The organism is Planctomycetia bacterium (genome assembly GCA_015075745.1).
In the GTDB taxonomy this organism is placed as follows: Bacteria; Planctomycetota; Phycisphaerae; order UBA1845; family UTPLA1; genus UTPLA1.
Genome location: JABTTW010000001.1, coordinates 966,739 through 986,673 on the forward strand (window position 1 = coordinate 966,739; position 19,935 = coordinate 986,673).

Annotated in this window: 16 protein-coding genes; 8 read left to right on the plus strand and 8 right to left on the minus strand. The window is 62.3% G+C overall.

Annotation, left to right across the window (positions count from 1 at the left end):
- Window positions 1-26: 26 nt before the first annotated feature.
- On the minus strand, window positions 27-593 hold the full coding sequence (locus HS101_03855; protein ID MBE7505401.1) for a 5-formyltetrahydrofolate cyclo-ligase: 567 nt from the start codon (window positions 591-593) through the stop codon (window positions 27-29).
- A gap of 231 nt (window positions 594-824) precedes the next feature.
- On the opposite strand from HS101_03855, the gene HS101_03860 reads away from it, so the two are divergent.
- Together HS101_03860 and HS101_03865 are read left to right on the plus strand one after the other, a co-directional pair.
- Window positions 825-1,919 (plus strand): undecaprenyl/decaprenyl-phosphate alpha-N-acetylglucosaminyl 1-phosphate transferase, encoded by a 1,095-nt coding sequence (locus HS101_03860; GenBank protein MBE7505402.1) that lies wholly within the window; start codon window positions 825-827, stop codon window positions 1,917-1,919.
- Window positions 1,916-4,216 carry an O-antigen ligase family protein gene (locus HS101_03865; protein ID MBE7505403.1) on the plus strand — a complete coding sequence of 767 codons (2,301 nt, stop codon included), beginning with the start codon at window positions 1,916-1,918 and terminating at the stop codon, window positions 4,214-4,216. Before HS101_03860 ends, HS101_03865 begins: the two co-directional genes overlap by 4 nt.
- 29 nt (window positions 4,217-4,245) lie before the next feature.
- Here HS101_03865 and HS101_03870 read toward each other — a convergent pair whose 3' ends face one another.
- Both HS101_03870 and HS101_03875 read right to left on the minus strand, forming a co-directional pair.
- Window positions 4,246-4,896 carry an MBL fold metallo-hydrolase gene (locus tag HS101_03870; GenBank protein ID MBE7505404.1) on the minus strand — a complete coding sequence of 217 codons (651 nt, stop codon included), beginning with the start codon at window positions 4,894-4,896 and terminating at the stop codon, window positions 4,246-4,248.
- Window positions 4,897-4,959: 63 nt separating this feature from the next.
- Window positions 4,960-9,297: a PQQ-binding-like beta-propeller repeat protein gene (locus tag HS101_03875; GenBank protein MBE7505405.1), complete on the minus strand. Its 4,338-nt coding sequence runs from the start codon at window positions 9,295-9,297 to the stop codon at window positions 4,960-4,962.
- Between the two features lie 307 nt (window positions 9,298-9,604).
- On the opposite strand from HS101_03875, the gene lysA reads away from it, so the two are divergent.
- Window positions 9,605-10,882, plus strand: a complete 1,278-nt coding sequence (gene lysA, locus HS101_03880; protein ID MBE7505406.1) for a diaminopimelate decarboxylase — start codon at window positions 9,605-9,607, stop codon at window positions 10,880-10,882.
- Between the two features lie 37 nt (window positions 10,883-10,919).
- Here lysA and HS101_03885 read toward each other — a convergent pair whose 3' ends face one another.
- Window positions 10,920-11,777 carry a Bro-N domain-containing protein gene (locus tag HS101_03885; protein MBE7505407.1) on the minus strand — a complete coding sequence of 286 codons (858 nt, stop codon included), beginning with the start codon at window positions 11,775-11,777 and terminating at the stop codon, window positions 10,920-10,922.
- A gap of 819 nt (window positions 11,778-12,596) precedes the next feature.
- Here HS101_03885 and HS101_03890 point away from each other — a divergent pair.
- Window positions 12,597-12,842, plus strand: a complete 246-nt coding sequence (locus HS101_03890; GenBank protein ID MBE7505408.1) for a carboxymuconolactone decarboxylase family protein — start codon at window positions 12,597-12,599, stop codon at window positions 12,840-12,842.
- Window positions 12,843-13,151: a peroxidase-related enzyme gene (locus HS101_03895; protein MBE7505409.1), complete on the plus strand. Its 309-nt coding sequence runs from the start codon at window positions 12,843-12,845 to the stop codon at window positions 13,149-13,151.
- A gap of 373 nt (window positions 13,152-13,524) precedes the next feature.
- On the opposite strand, the gene HS101_03900 is transcribed toward HS101_03895, so the two are convergent.
- Complete coding sequence (locus HS101_03900) at window positions 13,525-13,959, minus strand: flavohemoprotein (GenBank protein ID MBE7505410.1); 435 nt, start codon at window positions 13,957-13,959, stop codon at window positions 13,525-13,527.
- Between the two features lie 400 nt (window positions 13,960-14,359).
- On the opposite strand from HS101_03900, the gene HS101_03905 reads away from it, so the two are divergent.
- Window positions 14,360-14,608 (plus strand): hypothetical protein, encoded by a 249-nt coding sequence (locus tag HS101_03905; GenBank protein MBE7505411.1) that lies wholly within the window; start codon window positions 14,360-14,362, stop codon window positions 14,606-14,608.
- A gap of 41 nt (window positions 14,609-14,649) precedes the next feature.
- Here the strand turns inward: HS101_03905 and HS101_03910 are convergent, their stop codons facing one another.
- The 3 genes from HS101_03910 to HS101_03920 form a co-directional block, all read right to left on the minus strand.
- Entirely contained in the window at window positions 14,650-14,934 is a 285-nt protein-coding gene (locus HS101_03910) for a hypothetical protein (GenBank protein ID MBE7505412.1), read from the minus strand.
- Window positions 14,931-16,040 carry an aromatic ring-hydroxylating dioxygenase subunit alpha gene (locus HS101_03915; protein MBE7505413.1) on the minus strand — a complete coding sequence of 370 codons (1,110 nt, stop codon included), beginning with the start codon at window positions 16,038-16,040 and terminating at the stop codon, window positions 14,931-14,933. Before HS101_03915 ends, HS101_03910 begins: the two co-directional genes overlap by 4 nt.
- Window positions 16,041-16,104: 64 nt before the next feature.
- Window positions 16,105-16,923, minus strand: coding sequence for a hypothetical protein (locus HS101_03920; GenBank protein MBE7505414.1), 819 nt, complete (start codon window positions 16,921-16,923; stop codon window positions 16,105-16,107).
- 217 nt (window positions 16,924-17,140) lie between these two features.
- On the opposite strand from HS101_03920, the gene HS101_03925 reads away from it, so the two are divergent.
- Window positions 17,141-19,228 (plus strand): cation-translocating P-type ATPase, encoded by a 2,088-nt coding sequence (locus HS101_03925; protein MBE7505415.1) that lies wholly within the window; start codon window positions 17,141-17,143, stop codon window positions 19,226-19,228.
- Between the two features lie 128 nt (window positions 19,229-19,356).
- Window positions 19,357-19,914 (plus strand): NADH-quinone oxidoreductase subunit NuoB, encoded by a 558-nt coding sequence (gene nuoB, locus HS101_03930; GenBank protein MBE7505416.1) that lies wholly within the window; start codon window positions 19,357-19,359, stop codon window positions 19,912-19,914.
- Window positions 19,915-19,935 lie beyond the last annotated feature (21 nt).

The window sequence follows — 19,935 nt, forward strand, 5'->3', positions numbered from 1 at the left end:
GCCACCGACGCACGACGCTGTGAATTCTAAGGATCAAATCGCCGAACGGTCTCGTTCGTCACCAGCATCCGCACCTTCACGTCGTGGTGCGCCGCCGGAATCGACTCCACAACCTGCTCCTCAAGTGCCAGCCCGCAGGTGACGCCGCGAAACTCCGGCTTGCTCAGGAACCGGTCATAGAATCCCCGACCTCGACCGAGACGATTCCCAAACGGATCGAAGCCCAGTCCTGGTACGATGACGAGATCGATCAGTTCGATGGGAATTGGCATCCCGTGGATCGGCTCGCGCATACCAAACTGATTGCTGCCGATGTCCTCATCGAGGTTCTGAATCTCCAGCGGCATCAACTGACGGCTGTCCCAGATCACCTGCGGGGCCACCACCTTCTTGTGATCCTGCCACGCCTGAAGCACGATCGGCGTCGTGTCCGGCTCCTGTGGCAGCGACAGAAATATCATCATTATCTGGGATTGGCGGTATTCGGGCTGGGCGAAGAGCAGGGCCGCCGCGCGCCGCGATTGTTCGTGGATTTGCTCGGGAGACAGCGACGACAAGACCGACCGCAGCTTGCTTCGCAGTTCCTTCTTCACCCGGACCCTCGCTCTCGCATGCGGCTTAGGATATAGACTCTGGCGGACGCTTTCAATAGCATCGCGGCTCGAAAGGTATAACCGGCCCCCGCACCGGGCGACTCGTCACGCCCGATTCCTGCGAGGCCCAGCCGTCGAGATCGCAAGTCTCGAACCGAGCGAATGCGATCTCGCTGTCATCGCGATTCTGCGACACCGCGATGAGAAAAAGCGAAGGAAACCGCATCAAGCGTGTCCACTAGAGCGATCCTTCCATGTGTGGCGCTCGTCGGCGCGGCAATCATCTCCGCCCTCGGGACAAGCCTCGTCGCCAGGTGGGCCGCCGCAACCGGTTTCGTCGATCATCCCGGCGGACGAAAAGCCCACGATCGACCCACGCCCCTCGGCGGAGGCGTCGCCATCACCCTCGCCGCTCTATTGCCCATCGTCTTGGCCATCTCCTTCGCATGGCTCCTCGCGGATAATCCGCCCAGTTGGCTCCCCGATTCCCTTCGCATCCATCTCCCCGGCATCGCCTCCAAAACTTTTGTCGGACTCGGAATCGTCGTCGCCGCCGTCACCATGTGCGCCATCGGACTCGCCGACGACGTCCGCCCCATGCAGGCGCGGGTCAAGTTCATCGGGCAGGTTCTCATCGCCCTCTTCCTCGTCGTCGGCTGCAACCTCCGCCTCATGTCACACCTGCCGTCCAGTTTGTCCATCTTCTTATCCGTCCTCTGGATTCTCACCCTCACCAACGCCTTCAACTTCCTCGACAACATGGACGGCCTCGCCGCCGGTGTCGGCATGATCGCCGCCGCCGTCTTTGCCGTGGCCGCCCTCGCCGCCGGACAGCTCTTTGTCCCAGTCTGCTGCGCCCTGCTCGCCGGCGCCCTGCTCGGATTTCTCGCCTTCAACTTTCATCCGGCCCGCGTCTACATGGGCGACGCCGGAAGCCTCGTCATCGGCATGCTCCTCGCCGTCTTCACCATCCTGACGACCTTCGCCTCCCCGGATGAAGGACAAGAGCCCTTCGGCGTACTCGCCCCGCTCGTCGTCATGGCAGTGCCGCTCTACGACACGTGCAGCGTCGTATTTCTCCGTTGGCGACTGGGTGTTCCCATATGGACCGGTGATCGGCGCCACTTTTCTCATCGACTCGTCCGCCGCGGCATGGGCGTCCGTCAGGCCGTCCTGGTCATCTGGCTCGCAACCCTCGTCACCGCGATGCCCGCAATCCTCCTCTCGCGCGCAACCTGGTCGCTGGCATGGGGAATCGTCGTCCAGACAATCCTGGTCGTCGCATTGGTCGCCCTGCTGGAAATTGACAGACGGGAAAAACCGTGAGTCGCTCCGCCGATCATCCAGCTCGGAAACAATCGGCGACCGCCCGCCAGACCGATCGCTGCGAAAGCGATGGCTGGGTCCTATCTGCCTGTCTCCTCATCCTCTTGGCACTAATCCCCCTCCGCGTCGTCATCGCCGAAACGCACACCTTCGAAGTCCCCCGGCTGTTCCGACATCTCGACGTCCCCGACGGCGCCGGCCCGGCGACCACCTTCGCGATCTTCGCGCTCATCGTCTCAATCGCCGCGGTCGTCATGATCACCACGCTCCGACGCGGTCGGCGCCCCTGGACACCGACCGGCATCCAAATCGGCGCAACAATTCTGCTCGTCGCGATGATCGTCTCCACCTGGCGCGCCGGCCAAAAACACCTGGCCGTCATCGGCAGCCTCGACATGCTCGGACTGATCCTCTTCGCGGCCACACTGCGCCGGCTGCTGACGCGACCGTGGCACGTTCGCTTGACCCTGTGCGTCATCCTCACCGCCGGGGCGATGACCATCGTGAAGTGCGCCTACCAGAAATGGATCGAAACGCCGGACACAATTCGATACTTCGAGGAACACCGCGCCGAACTGATGCCGCAGCAGGCCGACGGCAACTCAGCCGAAGCCGGATTCCTCCACGATTACGAGCAGCGGCTGCGCAGCGGGTCCGTCAGCGGCTACTTCGCCCATCCAAACGTCCTCGCCAGCTACCTGATCCTCATCGTCATGACCGCGATCGCCCTGTTGCTCAGCCGGCTGAAGGTTCGACCGAGCTGGACCCTCATCGCACCCGCGATCATCGCCGCAGGCGGTCTCGCCGCCCTCCAGGCTGCCCAGAGTAAAGGCGCCGCCGCCGCACTGGCCATCGCCCTGGGCCTGCTGCTCCTCGGAACGATTCTTCGCCGCGTCATCATCGCCAGACCGCGCATCACCGTCATCGCCATTCTACTGGGCGGAGTCCTCGCCGCCGCCGCCCTGGCCGCTGCCCTCAGTGCCAGACCCGATGCACTCGGCCGCTCCATGCTCTTTCGCTCCCTCTACTGGCAAGGCGCCTGGGACATGCTGCTCGACCGCGGACCCTGGGGCATCGGCGCCAACAACTTCGGACGGCTCTTCACCGCCTACAAAAACGTCTCATGCCCCGAGGACGTGGAGGACCCGCATAGCTGGGTGGTCAAGACAACGGTGGAATGGGGCGTACTCGGCCTGGTCGGTTTCGTAACGATTCTTGTCGGCGCCGCATGGCACATGACACGACGCCGCGAATCGCTCTACAACGACCCTTCGCCCGGCGGCTCCATCATCCTCTGGACCGGCGGCCTGGGCGCTCTCGTCTTCACATGGTGGGCATGCATCGTCTCCGGCGCCACCGAGGAGTACGCGCTGCTCGTCCTGCACATCCCCGCGCTCACATGGATCGTCATGATGATCGCCCTCTCCCTCGAAGGGCCGACCCGGCAGTTCGCCGCCGACGCCCCGAAGCCGATGCTCATTCCCCTCTGCGCCGGCCTGCTGGGTTTCCTTCTTCACTCGGGAATTGACCTCGCCATGTTCAACGGCGGCGCGGCAACCACCTTCTTTGCCATCGCCGCCGTCGTAATGGCGCTCGCCCACCCTTCCGCGAGCGACAACGCCATCGAGTCCCCTCCGCATCGTGCGCAACCCCGTCCAATGTCCGCTGTAGCCATCACCGTGATTGCCGCAGTCATTGTCTTGACAATCGTTCTTGTCCTCGTGATCCCGTCCGCGAAAGTCTCATCGAATCTGCGAGTCGGCCGGCTTCAAGCCGACGCGGCAACCTGGGACATGTACGTCAATTCCCCCGGCTACGCGGCCTACTTAGCCGCGACCGACGCCTACCCGTTGGACGCAACCGCCGCCGACGAATTCCTCGATGAACTCACCCGCCGCGTCGCAACAATCGACCACGTCCACACAGCCCTACCCCTCGTTGACGTGATGCGCGCCCGCGACCCATTCAACGCCGCCGCCTTTCAGCATCTCGCCACACTTCGTTTCCAGCGTTTCGTCATCGGCCACGACATCGCCGATCTTCGCGCAGCCATCGACGCGACGCAAAAGGCAGTCGATGCCTATCCGACCTCTCCCACCAAGCGGCTCACCCTCGCCGAACTTTACGAGAAAGCCGCCGCAACCGGCGATGCCGACGCGAAGCGCAAAGCCGCCGACCAGCTTGAAAAGGCACTGACGCTCGACGGCGAACGCATCTACGTCTCGAAGCCCAACCACTTCCCCGAAGAAATGAAAGCAACCATCCGCCGGCGAATCGACGCCCTTCGCGTTAATTAAACGACTGATCTTATTTAGACGACTGATCTCTAGTTGAGAAACGGGTTGTACGCCCGCTCAGCCCCGATCGTCGTCACCGGCCCATGACCCGAATAGACCTTCGTCTCATCCGGCAGCACCAGCAGATTCTCCTTGATGTTGCGAATCAGCCGCTCGTGACTCGAATGATGAAAATCCGTCCGCCCGATCGATCCGGAAAACAGCGCATCGCCGACAATCACCAGACCCGCCGTCGCGCAGTAAAGCGCCCGTCCCCCCGGCGAATGACCCGACACATCCAGCACATGCCACGTCGTGTCGTCCAGCGTCAGCGTCGAACCCGCCGCAAGATCGTGCGTCTGCCTGATCCCCGGCGCAAACGCCATCCCCATCCCCGACGACAGATTTTCCTTCGGGTCCGTCAGCGTCGCCGCCTCTTCCCGGGCAATGTGAATCGGCAATTCGGGCCACGCCGAGCGAATCTCCGGCACCCCCGCGATATGATCGGCATGGCCGTGCGTCAACACGATGGCATCGGGCTTTAGCTCGTGCAGACCGATATGCTCAATGATCTCCACGGCCGAAGGCGGCAGCCCCGGGTCGATGATCCAGCAGGGCCCGCCCCGACGGCGCCACACAACATACGCATTCTCCCCGAAAGAAGGATCGACGAACTCGGCAATCTCAATGGATGATGACATGATGGACAGCACTTCACCTGCCGATGCCGCGCGGCGCACCATGCGCAAAAAGAAAAACGCGCGTCACTCGGGCTTGCCGTCAACGTAGCCGATGAGCATCGATCCGTCGAGCAGGATGACCGCCTTGTCGCGCACGTGCAGACCGCCGAACGCGCCAAGCGGCTCAGTAACCGCTGACTCCCCATCCTTCATGCTCAGCCGTGCCCCGGTCTCCAGACTGTACCGGCAGATGCGATACACCCGCCGATCCTTGTCGATCTCATCCTCAACTGGTCGGGCCTGTCGCCTTTGCGGCTCCGCGGAAATGGTGATGATGCTGTCCGCCGCAAGTCGCGGCGATTGAACCCCCAGGCACCCGGGAGCCGAAGCGCTCCACAGTCCGTGACCGTCGGCGCAGTCCAGCGCCTCGAGTCGATCCTGCCCCGCGATGTATAGCACCCCGCGAGATCGCCCCACCCAGATCGCCTGATCCGACGCCTTGCCGATCGCCGAACTGCTCCAGACCAGCCGCCCGTCATCGAGGTCATATTTGTTTACACGCCGTCCATCGGGGCTCACATAGAGCGAATCCGAGTCCTCTTGAAGCGTCGAGAGCGTAAAGTGATCCGGTGCCTGAATGATCCACTCCGACCTGCCCCCGTCGAGATCAAAACACTGAATCGAAGTTGACCGGACAATAAGCAGCCGATGCCGCCGCGTCATCCGCATCGCCTGCATCGGCCACGCGTCGCTCGGGCGAAGCGTCCGCACCGCCTTGCCGGTCTCCGCGTTCACCACCGTCACAACCAGTTCGCTCCCCTGCCACGTCGGGAAGCAAAGATACCGCTCATCAACGGCGATCGGCCCCGCAAGCGAGGACTCGGCCCGCAGCGACCATCGCACCGTCCCGTCCGACAATTCGATGCAAACAATCTGTCCGCGATCCGAAGCGCAATAAAGCCGCTCGGCCATGAGAATCTGCTGCGACCACGGAGACGTCTCCTCCGGCTCAAGCATCGGATCGTCGTCAGGCTCATTGCCGAACGCCCACGACACCTGCCCGCTCGTGCGCGTCACCGCAAAAATGCGCCACGGCGTCGAGAGAATGAACCGCGACGCGTCCATTCCCAATAGACTCGGCAGCGACTTCGTAGCCAGCGGCCGCGGCCAAAGTCCGCGCCCCGTTACCGCATGCCGCGCCTCAACCTGTCCACCCACGGCCACGAGCATCGAGTCCCATGTCGTATGCGGCAGATCGTCAAACACCGGATCGAGCACGACCGCCTTCTCAGCAAAGAGTCGCTTGTAAGTCTCGCGGCCCGCACCCGGCCGCGCCGAGTGTCGCGGTTCGCCGAAACGCTCATCGCCCAGCACCATCCGCCCATACGCCGCACTGCTCACCCGCCGACCCGAGTGTCGTGGTTCAAACCGCGGATAGTCGCGCTCCAGCCTGTCGATCCACTCCACGGCGTCCGAAGTCCGCCCGGCCGCAACGAGACATTCGACATAGCGACAAATCACCGATGCCCGGCCTTCAAAGTTCCTCTTCTCCAGCACCCGGCGAAATGACCGCGAAGCCGCCTCGAACTGCCCCTTCCCGCGCAGCAAGTCCGCGTGCGCGGCATAGGCAGCTGTCGCGACCGCGCCGTTGGGAAACGACTCCGCCACCTCCAGAATCCGCGCCGCGTCCGCATCCGCCTCCGCGATCTTCAGCCGATTCGCAGCCTGGGCCTCCACCGCCGCATATACCGACGCACCGTGCGCGGCAATCAACCGCTCAATCGCATCGGCCGCATGCGCCCCGGCCACGACAGACTCCATCGGCGCCAGGACCGACATCTCCGCCGCCTCCGCCGAACGTGACTCACCCACAAGCCCCTGAAGCGTCAGCGGCACGGTCAACCGAACGGTCAATCGCCGCAGCGTCGGATCACCCAGCACCCGCTGATACGAACCAACCGCCTCAGCCGCTCGGCCGGCGCCGGCCAGCACCCCCGCCAGTCGAAATCTCTGCCGTACATAGTCTTCAGGCCCAGGCGCACATTGCCCCGCCATTTCAAATAACGCGATCGCTGCTTCAGTCGCAGCCGGCCCCTTGCCGCCGCGCGAATCCGGCGCATCCAGCATCGTCGCGAAACCCATTAGTTGATCAAACAGCCTGCGCCGCGTTGCGTCATCCGTCAGTCTGGCGAATCCACCCACCCGCCGAACCGCCTCCTCCACCGACGCCAAACCGCGCTCATACTGGCCGCTGTTAAGCGCCAGTTCCGCCAGCGCCATGCACGGCGCCGCATCATCCGGACGCTCCGCCTCGCGCCGCGTCAGCATGTCAAAGACGTTGGCGCGATCGGAAAACCCGTAAACCATGCCCGGCGGCGCAACAATGACCTGATCACCAAACGGCACCAGATTGCCCGCCTCGCCGATCTTCCACGGAAGAACCTGCGCCTTCCCCCCATCCAGCGGATACGTCAGAAGCGCCCGATCCATCGGGATCATGAGGCTCGTTTCAGTGAGACAACCTCGACCATTGAGCTGACCGAGCTCAAAAGGCCTCTGCCACACGACCCGTCGAGCCGAAAGGTCATAACAAGCGACCTCGTTGCCCACCACATAGAGCCGATCCGCGGCAATCCCCAGCAGCATCTGCGGAGCGTGCAACACTTCGCCGCCGATCGGCTCGCGAAGTTCACCCGCTCGCTGGCCAAGCACAAACACACCCGTCGTATCCAGCGGCATGCACACAATCGCGTCGCGCCAAACCATGACCGGCTGATAATTCCACGACCGAATCGCCCGCCCGCCCCGCTCCGGCCAAAGGGGATCGCCCCCCTGATCGGCGGAGGTTCGATAGGTGTAAATCCACGCGACCCGATCCAGCGCCGTCGACACCGCGGCGATCGCTCCGAGGTTGGTCTGCACAAACACCAAATCCCCCGACGCCGCCGGCAACGAAACCGTCGCCCGCCGATACCCATAACTGCCCGTCGCCGCCTCCGCCAAATGGATCATCGACGTCAGCCGTCCATCTTCAGGCTTAAGCCGCAGAAGATAACACGCCTCAAACCCGAACGACTTCCGCCGCCGCCCGACGACAAACAAATCGCCGTTGTGCAGAATCGGCGAACCATCCAGCTCGGCCTCTTCAAACTCCGAGTGAAACGCATCAAGATCATTTCGCCAGATCAATCGTCCCGTCGCCGCGTCTAGACAAACCACGCAGTGCCCGTGCCCCGCCGGTTCCGTCTTGTCCCCAGCTCCAACGCGCACATCGAGCACACTGACGTACAGTCGTCCGTCGGCATACAGCGCCGTGCTCAGCGGCGCGACCGAATCCTCGTGCAGCCACCACGAAGACAGCGTCGCGTCCTCTGCGCCGAACGTCCAAACCACCGAATCTGATCTCGCCGGATCGATCGCCCAGACTTTGCGCCCGTCGTGGTAATAGACGAGTCCCCCGCCCGTCACCGGAATGGTATTGACCAGCTTCCCGCTCTGCAGCGCCCTCGCAAAAGTCTCCGCAAGCGGCGGATCGTCCAGAATCGAAGACTTACCCTCGCCCTCAAACAACGGACCGGCAATCTCAACCTTCCACAGCCGCGCTTCCGGCGTCGAAGTCGCCGCGAAGAATCCCCGGCGATGATTATCCGCGCCAAGCTGAGGCGCCGTCGTCGCCCCGACCGCTCCTTCGGCTCGACCATCGACCTGACGCCTCAATTCTTCCAGCCGCTCGCGCGCGAACGCGCCCGCCGTCTGAACTCGTCCCATCCACGAAACTTCAGCCGACCCCGACGCTTCGGCCTTTGCCTCCGCCTCCAGTTCGGCCGGTTCACCACCCAGTGCCGCCGCAGTCGCCAACTTCACCCGCCAAGCCGCCTGATGCTCGCGATCGGGATGAGCCTCCAGCAAGAGTTGATACCCCTCTCGAGCCTGCTGAAAGTCGCCGCGCTCGATCAACAACTGCGCCGCCAGATCAAGCGCCTCGGCCCCGACCTTGCACGCAAAATACTCATCCGCGACCAGCAGATACTCGCGAGGATCCTTGCCACTGCGCACCGACGCCAGGCGCGATGCCGCCGCCGACTCAAACGCCGCCCGATACGCAGCGAGCCCCTCCGCAGGCCATCCCGCGATGCGGCGATTCACATGAGTCCGAATCGCGACATATCGCCCCGCCAACTGCGTAACCACATGCCCGCCGAATTTTCGCCCGATGAATTGAAGCTGCTTCGCCGCATCTGCCCAGCGCCCGTCCTCTTCCAGCAGCCGAACCCGCTCCAGCGACTCCTCGGCCTCAAAGCTCGTATCGAGATAGGTGACGCTGGGATCAGTTTCCTGGCGCACCTGTGCGTCGACAGGCCCCAAGTGCGCCTGACAGATCGCAACGAGTTGGAAGATCAGCAGCAAGATAATGCGCCTCATCGAATCAACTTGTCCCCGGCTCCTGCGCCGGCATGGGCCGCTCTCGACGAAAAGGACAACGCCCCCATCAAATGGTATGTCCCCGCCCGGATAATATCGCGTCAGAAAGCACCGCGAATCACCTTCGAGTTTCGCCGCCGCATGACTGGCCGCCCCCGCATCGGCCGTTCCCATAAGTCGTTCACCGCAGGACCCGCCCGCCCCGCCGCAATCATCCCGTCACCGATGATCGTCGAATTCCCGGACGATCGAACCGACCTCACCAGCCACCACACGCCACCGCCGTTTCGCTATAATCCTCCGCCCTATGGATCACTTTCACTACACCGGCGGCGAACTTCACTGCGAACAGGTCCCCATTGCACGAATCGCCAAAGAAGTCGGCACCCCGGCATACGTCTATTCCTCCGCGACCCTGCTGCACCACTACGACGCCGTCGCCAAGGCATTCGCCGCCCTGAATCCGATCATCTGCTACTCCATTAAGAGCTGCGCCAACCAGCACATCTGCAAATTGCTCAAAGACCGCGGCGCCGGCTTCGACGTCGTCTCCGGCGGAGAGCTTTATCGCGCACTTCAAGCCGGCGGCGACCCGGCCAAGATCGTCTTCGCCGGCGTCGGAAAAACCGACGACGAGATCAATCAGGGCATCGACGCGAAGATCGGCTGGTTCAACATCGAGTCCGAGGCCGAGTTGGAAAACCTGATCGAAATCGCCCGAAAGCGCCGCGTCACCGTCAACGCCGCCCTGCGCGTCAACCCCGACGTCGACCCCAAAACCCACCGCTACACATCCACGGGCAAAAAGGAAACGAAGTTCGGCGTCGACCTCGAGCGTGCGCGGCGCGTCTTCAATCAATACGCCAAGCAGGACAACGTCCGCCTCAGCGGGATTCACCTCCATATCGGCTCGCCCGTTAACAGCGTCGAGCCCTACGTCGCCGCCATCAAGAAGACCCTCGCCCTCATCGACGAGCTGCGCGCCGACGGCTTCACCATCGACACCCTCGACATCGGCGGTGGTTTCGGCGCCCACTACAAGGCGAGCGAGGCCCCCCCCGCCGTCGAATACGCCGAGGCCATCGTCCCCCTGCTCGTCGGCCGGGACCTCAAAATCATCATGGAGCCGGGCAGAAGCATCGCCGCCAACGCCGGCATCCTCATCTCGCGCGTCGTCTATCTGAAAAAATCAGGCGACCGAGATTTCCTGATCGTCGACGCCGGCATGAACGACCTCATCCGCCCCGCGCTCTATGAAGCCTATCACTTCATCTGGCCCGTCAATCCAGTGGATGGTTTCCTGCCCTCATCGCGCGGCGAAGATGCGACCATGCCCGGCCTGCTGCCCATGGACGTCGTCGGCCCCGTCTGCGAAAGCGGCGACTTCCTCGCCAAGGACCGCCTCCTGCCGCCCATGAAGCGCGGCGACCTCGTCGCCGTCTTCACCGCCGGCGCCTACGGCTTCGTCATGGCCAGCCACTACAACACCCGCCCCAACCCCCCCGAGGTCCTCGTCGAAGGCGACGCCTACCGAATAATCCGGCGCCGAGAGACCTACGACGACCTCCTCGCCGCCGAACAGTAATCTGCTCCGGCGCGACGGAAGATGTCAGAATCTTTCGCTATTTGCTGATGTCCGAAGGCAGTGAGCGCTTCTTCTCGCCGGGCAGGTAGTTCTCCCTTGTTACAACTTTGCGGCCGGACTTGGCTTCGAGTTGCTTCCGCGCATCGCCCGCGACTTTGCCCCCGGCGTGGGCCGCGTCTTTTTTTTCATCGAAACCCTGAGCGTCCTTGTTTCTTGCGATCTCCGTGGTGGCCGCCTCGCCAAGCATCGTGAAGATCAACCCGAGATCGGTCATGTGGTCGCGCAGGTTTTCGCGCTTGAGCCCCTTAAACAATTTGTACTCGGCGGGCGTGACGCCAAACGTTGCCTTTGAGATTTCGGCAGTGAGAATTGCGAAGTCCTTTTGCTCCTTGACCCCGCGCTGTTTCCATTCGTCGGTCAGTTCGTCGCGAATCGCGATCGAACGCATCCGCTTCTCGATCCAGTCCTTTGGATAGCCCTTTTGAACGTACAACTCCCGCATCCGCTGCTGGGCTAGCTCCGGATTCTCAATCTCCTGAACGCGGTCGTAACCGACCTGCGCCAGCCAACGCTTAAACGGCTCAGCCTTTGGACTGGGGATCGACTGGATGATGCGGAATGCGCCCTCTGTATTGACGGCGTCGGATGCATAACTCTTTCCGTCAGCACCGGTTAGCCTCACCTTTCTACAAAGTGTAGAAAGGTCGGCTCCCGAAGATTCGCGCTCCCGACGCTTCATGGCATCCCAGTATTTCGCGGGGGCGGCGCTATCCGTAAGGGCACCGACGATATCCACGACAGAGAAGTACCATTGATCGTCCACCCAGGCACGACGAATCTTCCGTGAGCCGAAAACGGCGATTCGGTCCGGCGAGTCAGCTTTCGATTTTGCCATCTTCAGGCCTCCTACGTCCGAGCATGATAACCGAACATAAACCGAAATCCAGTTTTTTTCCGCCGGCGAATTGCCGGGACAATTCGCCCACGAAAGTCCCGGTTGAAGCAACGCTCGCAACTCCTGCAAAACCCAAGGTGACAATAGGCGAAAAAAGTTTGGGAGGACGATTGCAACTCGCGCAACGGGCACGTGTTGGGGCGCTTCGAGTTTTGGGTGGTTTTGCGCGACATGAGCGTGATTCCTGAATGCTGCTCGCCGCCGACTGATCGGGCACGACCTGACGGTCACTTTGAGCCGACCATTCATCGCCCCAATCGCTACACTTGCTCAGCGCCCGCGCCGATGGCGAGTGAATGAGCTAGTCGTAGCGCGAGCGCATGCTGTTATATGGAGACTCCCACGAACATCCCCGACAGTCCACCCAACGGAGAAGGCCGCGTCCCGACGATGCTCCCGCGCTTGAGCCGCCGCGACACATGCCCGCCAAGCGGCTGTCGCACCGCATCGCCTTCGCCGACGAGCGAACACCGCTGCGACGGACGCAGCTCAAGGGCTTTTTGGAGGCCGGGCTTTAGGTGAAATGGGCTATGCTCGGAGAAGTCCCGCCGAGCCGTTCGGGCGACCAGAGTTTTCCGATGCGCAGCACGCACTCCCCAGGCATCGCCGAGTATGACGGGACGGATGCGGACAAGTCGGCACACTACATGATAAAATAGCTCAGCCGCCGCGGAGAGCTCGGCCCCTGGAGCGAAACGGCCAGCGCGACGGTCGGGTTTGAGCAGGTGATTTTAAGCGAAGCGAATGGAGAATAATACCATGAGCTGGATTGAAACAATCTCTGAAGCGGACGCGACGGGACAGCTTGCCGCCATCTATGCCGAGACACGGGCCAAGTGCGGCAAAGTCGTCAATCTCGTCCGCGTGCAGAGCCTGCGGCCCGATACGATGGGGATCGGACGCAGCTTATACCGTCACTTGATGGACGGCCCCGGCGGACTTTCACGGCGGCAACGCGTGCTGATTGCCGTGGTCGTATCGAAAGTTAACGGCTGCCTCTACTGAATGGAGAGCCACAAGCCGGACCTCCGTGCTGAGGTCCAAGACGAAGAACAGGTGCGGCGCATCCACGAGGACTATCGCAGCGCCGGCTTGGACCCGTCCACCACGGTTTTGCTCGACTTTGCCGTCAAGCTGACGCTACGGCCGAGGGAAATGCGGGAGAGCGATGTCGTGGGCCTCCGTTCGGCAGGCTTCAGCGATTCGAGCATCCTCGATGCCGTTCACACGATTGCGTACTTCAACTATGCGAACCGAGTGATGGACGCACTGGGCATCGAGCCAGAGCCCGAGATGCAGCACCGGCGAACATAGCCGTCGCCTCAATGTGCGACCGGTCCCGCAAGGTTGCTCCGCCCCTTGACGGCGCGGACAGGGAGCAAAAGTTGAGTCTGTGAGGGGAGGAGAAACGATCACCGGCCGGCGATCGGGATTCATCGATCAGCGGTCAGCGGTCAGCGAAAAGTAGTCAGGACTCAAGCCCATGTCATCCCAAAACGCGGAAAACTCGAACCGCCCCAACACATGCCCGCCACGCGACTTGCAATCGCCCGCAAATCGAATTGTCACCTTATGTCACCTTGGTATGGGCGCTCTGTCCGCGCGAGAAGGCTCCGCACCTGCGCGGCTATTTACCGCGCAGGCATCAGCGCCCTCGGTTCCAAGCACGAGAAAAACTCGCAGACTCTCAGGAGAGAAACTCGATACTCGCCAGCGCCGACCGGTGCCCCTCCAGCATCACCGTTACCACCTGGTCCAGCGCCGCCTTCCAGTCCGCCGAAAGCTGTTCGCTCCACGCCGGGCCGGACATGTCCTTCATCACGCCGATCAGCGTGTCGCGAACGATCGGGTAGTGTTCCGGCTGCGTGCCGTAATTGACGTGTCGAGCGCCCATTTCCCGAAGAGGCGCGCTGAGCTTTTCCGGCGCGCGGAGGTTTTGAGCAACCATGACGATCGACGCCAGAAACTTTTTCTTCAATCCACAAAGATCAGAAGGAAACAGACTCCGCATGTCGGGATTCTTCGCGAACAGATGGGCGAAGAAGCGGTCCGCCAGCTCCGGCCCGCGAGCAGCCAGCAGTTTGAAGCTGTTTTCAATCCGCTCGATGCGTGCATGGTCCATGTCTGTTCGCTCCTGTGCTCAAAAAAAACCGGCGACGCGCGCGAAGCGCGTCGCCGGCCCCCGACTGGCTTCTTTCCGCTCAGACGTATCAATCGATCCATAGTTTGTCGGAAATAAGTCGGAAGTTGTCGGTGGGCTACTATTCTCCAGCGGTGGAAGGATGCCGATAAAGTGCGCCCCCCGGAGTTATGCGGTCGGCTATTATTCCACTCACCGGGCGCCACGAAGCGCAGGTTGAAATGACTCGCGTCCGCGCGACCCCACCACGACGCGGACCACTGTGAATGGAGTTGAGAAAATGCCTATCCAGATCGACTGGTATTACCACCGCCCCGGCTGAGAGGGCTGCAAAAAATCGCAGGGGTTCCTTGCGAAAAAGAAAGTTGAGCCGATTGAAACGGTGAGCGCGGGCAAAACAAAGCTCGGCCGCGCCGACGCCCTCAAGCTGGCCAAGTCCGCGAGCAAAGTCATCGCCATGCGCGGGAAAAAGATCATCGAGTTCGACATGAAGAAAAGCCCGCCGAGCGAGGCGGAATTGCTCGCGGTCATCCTCGGCCCAACCGGAAACCTCCGCGCCCCGACCCTGCGAATCGGCAATACGCTGGTCGTCGGCTTCAGCAAGGAGGCGTATCGAGAAGCTATGAAGTAGAAGCGGTAAATGCGAATGACCGAGTCGATTGGCTGGTCAAACTATATGACTCTCAGCCATCGAAGAAAGCTGCCAATGAGCAATAGATAAACCAAGATGCAGGCAGGCACGACCACAACAGGGAGTTGCGATCGAGAGCGCTTCACATAAGTCCGCAGCGATGCGACACAGATCAATAGGAGGACACCCACAAATGCCGCATTGGAGATGACGTCGCCCGAGGAGTTCGCCGGTACGACGGTCACGAAGGAACACATGGCGGCAATGGCGTGAAACATGATGACGGCCAAGAGCAGAATCGACGGGCGCACTTGGATGGGCTTCACGACTCAACGGCCTTTCGCAAGTCTGAATGAAGGAGGCGATGAAACAGATGCTCCCCGCCCTCGCGGCGCGGGCTGAGCCGACCCGCGACGTAGGCCCGCGACCCCAGCCCGCGCTGCACCGCCTCGCAGATGTCGACGTCCTCCTTCTGGACGCGCTCGCCGACGGCGATGCTCGCCCGGTTCCTCGCCTCGGCGGCGCTGGTCGTGTCGTCGAAGTAGAAATCGAAGACGACCTCGCAGCGATCGACCCCCAGCGGCCGGACAAGATTGGTGTCCATCACGCCCTCATACCAATTGAGCATGAAGTTCGGATACACCCACCAGTAATACGCCGCTTCGCCCTTGCGAACCGCCGCCGTCTCGGCATCCTTGCCCACCTTCATCGGGCTCCACTGAAGGACCGTCCGCTCGAAGCAGTCGATCATGTAGTCGTTGTAGTCGATGACGGTGTTGAGGCTCTTGTGCAGATAGGGAATGTGGTAGCCGCCGTCGAGGTAGTTATCGACGTACACCTTCCAGTTGCAGTTCAGAATGTAACTTCGCCGCTCGAAGAACCGCAGCGAGTCAATATTCAGCTTCGCCACGCGCGGCACGATCTCGCCGAGAAAGTCCGCCAACGCCGCCCCGCCGGTCGAAAGATTCACAAAGACGAAGTTCTCCCACGTCTCGCATCGGACGGGCACGAGGCCGTTATTCGCTTTGTCGAAGTCATCGGCCCCGGCGAAGTCGGGCGTGGTCTTCAACGCGCCCGCAAGGTCGTAGGTCCAGCCGTGGTAGGGACATCGCAGGGCGTCGCAAGTGCCCTCCGGCGTGGTCGCCACGGCCGCGGCATGATGTCGGCAGACGTTGTAAAACGCCCGAAGCTGCCCGTCCTGCCCGCGAACCACCACGATCGGCTCGCCCGCGATCACCGTCGTCACGAAGCTGCCGGGCTCGCGGAGTTGATCCAGTCGAGCTGCGACCTGCCACGAGCCGCCGAAGACGGCACGGCTTTCAAGCTCGGCGATGCGTGCGTCGGTGTAATACGGCGCCGGGATCGTCAGCGCCCGATCGAGCGATGCGGCGGGGTCGTAAATGCGAAGGATGTCAGCGAGCGAATCGGCCATGTGATGGTTTCCCGTATGCGATACGGAAAATCATCGCGGATTCGGCATCGCGGGGCAACGTGTGCTAGGCCCGCGGCTGCTGACCGGCCATTACGAAGCGCGGGCCCGAGTCAGTCAGCAGCGGCGCGATGTAGTCGCGGACGAAGTTGGCGTTCACCGCGTCGGTGTGACCGCCGTAGTTACCGTCCTTGGCGAATTCGGGCCGCCAGTCGATGTTGGTGATCTTGCTGTAGAGCCGCCGGGTGTCGTCCCTGGCGTCCGAAGGCACGTGGAAACCCTTGAGCCCGGCAGAACAGGCCCCGCAGAACTGGCGATCGGCCGTCCCGGCAATCGACACGGCCACACCGAGGACCGCGTCCTTCTCGGAGGTGAAGACATAGAGCCGGCCGCGCACTCGGGCCAGTGCCTTGGTCATGTCGTAATGCGAGCTGAGCGATGAACCCAGCAGCACCACATTCTCCACCGGGTGATTCTCCGGCAGCGCCTCCAGCGCAAAGGCGGCAACGGCTGTCCCCGCCGAAAGTCCGACGAGATTCACCGGCTTGTCCGGATGCGAGTCCATGTACTCGCGGATTCGCTGGGCCAATTCCGCAGCCTTCTCGCGCTTGTACTCGACGCTCGCGCTTTGATCCGCCCCAACCCCCAGCCCCGTCTGCCACGGGAAGTTGGCAAAGTCGCCGCCGTAGTTGGCCAGCTTAAGCCCTTCGCGGACGCCGTTGCCCCAATTCGTCAGGACGCCCCCACCACCGGCCCCATCGAGGTAGAAGACGTAGCCGTTCTGGTCGAGGTCGTGGTTGTGCATTTCGGCCTGGCTGCAACCACTCGCGGCCGCGGCAAGGGCGAGCAAGCTAACGACGAAAGGACGCACTGGATGTGTGGTCATGCGTTGGCTCCTCATTTGGGAGCTTGGATGCAGGCAAGTCGTCAGGCGTTACCGTCGGACGGCCTCCAAACTTGGCAGGCCATGCGGGGGGGCCTATCATGCCCTGTCGGGGTACTCGAGTGGCGATTTGAACTGACGAAACGTGCGATCCGTAGACTGTTTTGGGGCCGGCCCCAGGCGCCCCTGACCGAGCGGCACCTACCAGGTATCAATCCACATGGCTCACGAATTCTTTGGCCTCAAGGACGCGGAAGATCGGCACCATGCCCACGCGCATGACCACGATCACGACCACAGTCACTTTCACGATCACGCCCAGGGCAATGCGGCCGAGGAGGCTCGCTGGGCGGGCTTCTGGCTGTTCATCACGCTCGTCGGCGGGTTGCTCGTCGTCACCAGCTACTACGTCCAGTGGTTCAGCCCCAAGGACGCCGCAACGGGTGAATACCTCTACAAGTTTCAGATGGACCTCGTCGCCGCCATTGGCGCGATCCTGCTTGCCACACGAATCCTCTGGCATGCGATCGCCAACTTGATTCGCGGCCACATGCACATGGACGAGTTGGTCGCCCTGGCCATCGTCGCGGCGTTCGGCACCGGCGACTATCGCGCGGCCGGGGTCATCGCCTTTTTCCTGCTGCTGTCGGAGTTAGTTGAGACCCGCACGGCAATCGGAGCCCGGGCAAGCATCGAGGAGCTGATCAAACTGACGCCGAAGACGGCGCGGCTGATTGAGGGCGGGAGCGAGCGAATCGTGGAAGCGGCACATTTGGCCAAGGGCCAGACGATCCGCGTTCGGCCGGGCGATAGCATTCCCGCGGACGGCAAGGTCGTCAGCGGCGACTCCACCGTGAACCAGGCAAACATCACCGGCGAATCCTTGCCCGTCGATAAGCGGGTCGGCGAACCCGTCTTTTCCGGAACGATCAATCTGACCGGGGCGATGGACATCGAGGTGACGAAGGTCGCCGGCGAGACGACGCTGGGGCAGGTTCAGAATCTGATCCTCAAGGCCGAGCGGACGCGCATACCGATCATGCGCTTGATCGATCAGTATGTCATCTGGTACACGCCGGCGGTGCTGATGCTGGCGTCGTTGGTCCTTTTCTTCAACAAGGACGACAACGGGATTCAGCGTGCCATCGCCATGTTGGTGGCGAGTTGCCCCTGCGCCCTGATCATGGCGACGCCGACGGCGATGGTGGCGGGCCTGTCCTGCGCGGCGCGGCTGGGCATCCTGATTAAAGACGTGAAGCATCTGGAGAGCGCCGGTCGCCTGACAGGCGTGGTGTTCGACAAGACCGGCACGCTGACGACGGGCATCCTTTCGGTGACACGGCTGATTCCTCGCGAAGGGGGTGACGGGGCGGAATTGCTGCGCCTGGCGGCTGCCGCAGAGCAGCTCAGCAATCACCCCGCCGCCAAGGCGCTTCAGGATGTCGCCCGCGAGGCCAACATCCAAAGCAACAAGCCGGAGAAATTTGAAGAGGTCCCGGGTAAGGGCGTCGTGGCGACGATCAGGGACGAAAAGACGGGCGACACCATTCAGGTGCTCGTCGGGCGCGAAACATTCATGCGCGAGCGAGGCGTCGACACCAAAGAGTTGGCCGAGGCGGCGGAGGCCACCGAGGGGATGAGCCAGCTTTATGTCGCGGCGAACGGACGTCTGCTGGGCTTGATCGGACTCGAGGATCGCACGAGACCGGCAGCGCGCGAGGCGGTAGAGGAACTGCGCAAGATCGGCATTCGCAGAGTGGCAATGCTCACCGGCGATCGTCAGGCGGTGGCGCGTCGCGTTGCGGCGGAGATGGGATGTACCGAGTATCGTGCCGATTGCCTCCCCCAGGAGAAGCTCGATCTGGTCAATGCCATGCGATCCCAGGGGCACCGGGTCATGGTGATCGGCGACGGCGTGAACGACGCACCGGCGCTGGCCGCCGGAGACCTGGGCGTTGCGATGGGCGCGGCCGGCAGCGACGTGGCGATCAATTCGGCCTCGATCGCCCTGCTTAATAATGACCTGACGCGCATTCCCTTTCTGATTCGACTGAGCCGGGCGACTCGCCGCGTTGTCCTGCAGAACCTGGTGTTCGGTGTCATGTTCGTCGTCACGGTCATGGCCCTGGGGGCATTTGACGTGATTGTGCCGACGGTCGCCGCGGTTCTTCACGCGCTATCCAGCTTCGTCGTCGTCTTCAATTCGGCCCGGTTGGTACGCTTCGGCGAGGATCGTGCCACGCATCAACAGATCATGGCCGCCGAGACAGACCGGAATACCGATATTCCGAGGCCCGCCCTGGCGTAGCCGGAGTTCGCTCGATACTTCGACGCCCATGCGTAATTGGGTGTCGGGCAGACCCCCAGTGGTCGATCTGTTATGATCCGGCTGCTCGGAGAAGCGTGATGGATAAATTTCAGACCGATCCGCACAACATGGGTAACGACGACTTGGTGACCACGCGTCTTGAGACGCTGGTCAACTTCTTCCGCGAGAAGGGCGTCAACTGGGCACGGAAGAACTCGCTGTGGCCGATGCCGTTTGCGACGGCGTGCTGTGGAATCGAGCTGATGGCAACCGGCGCGAGCCGCTATGACGTCGCCCGATTCGGCGCCGAGGTGATGCGCTTCAGCCCGCGTCAGAGCGACCTGCTCATCTGTGCCGGCCGCGTGGCGATCAAGATGATGCCCGTCCTCCAGCGGATTTACCTTCAGATGGCGGAACCCAAATGGGTGATTTCGATGGGAGCTTGCGCCTCGACCGGCGGCGTTTTCGATACCTACGCCGTGGTACAGGGAGTCGATCAATTCCTACCCGTTGATGTGTACGTGCCGGGCTGTCCGCCGCGGCCGGAAACGCTGATCGAGGGCATCATGGCGATTCAGCGACTGGTGGAGAAGGAAGGGATTCGTCCCAGCGCCGAGCGAGAAAAGGGAATGAGGCACGTCGTCCAGCCGACCTATCAGTTGACGATGCCGACGGCCGCTGAATAAGGATGCGTCATGGCCAAGCCA

Excerpts from the sequence above, each read along its gene's own strand:
- HS101_03870 (MBE7505404.1), bottom strand. The coding sequence starts at position 4,896 with ATGTCATCATCCATTGAGATTGCCGAGTTCGTCGATCCTTCTTTCGGG.
- HS101_03915 (MBE7505413.1), bottom strand. The coding sequence starts at position 16,040 with ATGGCCGATTCGCTCGCTGACATCCTTCGCATTTACGACCCCGCCGCA.
- HS101_03890 (MBE7505408.1), top strand. The coding sequence starts at position 12,597 with ATGAGCTGGATTGAAACAATCTCTGAAGCGGACGCGACGGGACAGCTT.
- HS101_03895 (MBE7505409.1), top strand. The coding sequence starts at position 12,843 with ATGGAGAGCCACAAGCCGGACCTCCGTGCTGAGGTCCAAGACGAAGAA.
- nuoB (MBE7505416.1), top strand. The coding sequence starts at position 19,357 with ATGGGTAACGACGACTTGGTGACCACGCGTCTTGAGACGCTGGTCAAC.
- HS101_03900 (MBE7505410.1), bottom strand. The coding sequence starts at position 13,959 with ATGGACCATGCACGCATCGAGCGGATTGAAAACAGCTTCAAACTGCTG.
- HS101_03925 (MBE7505415.1), top strand. The coding sequence starts at position 17,141 with ATGGCTCACGAATTCTTTGGCCTCAAGGACGCGGAAGATCGGCACCAT.
- HS101_03875 (MBE7505405.1), bottom strand. The coding sequence starts at position 9,297 with ATGAGGCGCATTATCTTGCTGCTGATCTTCCAACTCGTTGCGATCTGT.
- HS101_03885 (MBE7505407.1), bottom strand. The coding sequence starts at position 11,777 with ATGGCAAAATCGAAAGCTGACTCGCCGGACCGAATCGCCGTTTTCGGC.
- HS101_03920 (MBE7505414.1), bottom strand. The coding sequence starts at position 16,923 with ATGACCACACATCCAGTGCGTCCTTTCGTCGTTAGCTTGCTCGCCCTT.
- lysA (MBE7505406.1), top strand. The coding sequence starts at position 9,605 with ATGGATCACTTTCACTACACCGGCGGCGAACTTCACTGCGAACAGGTC.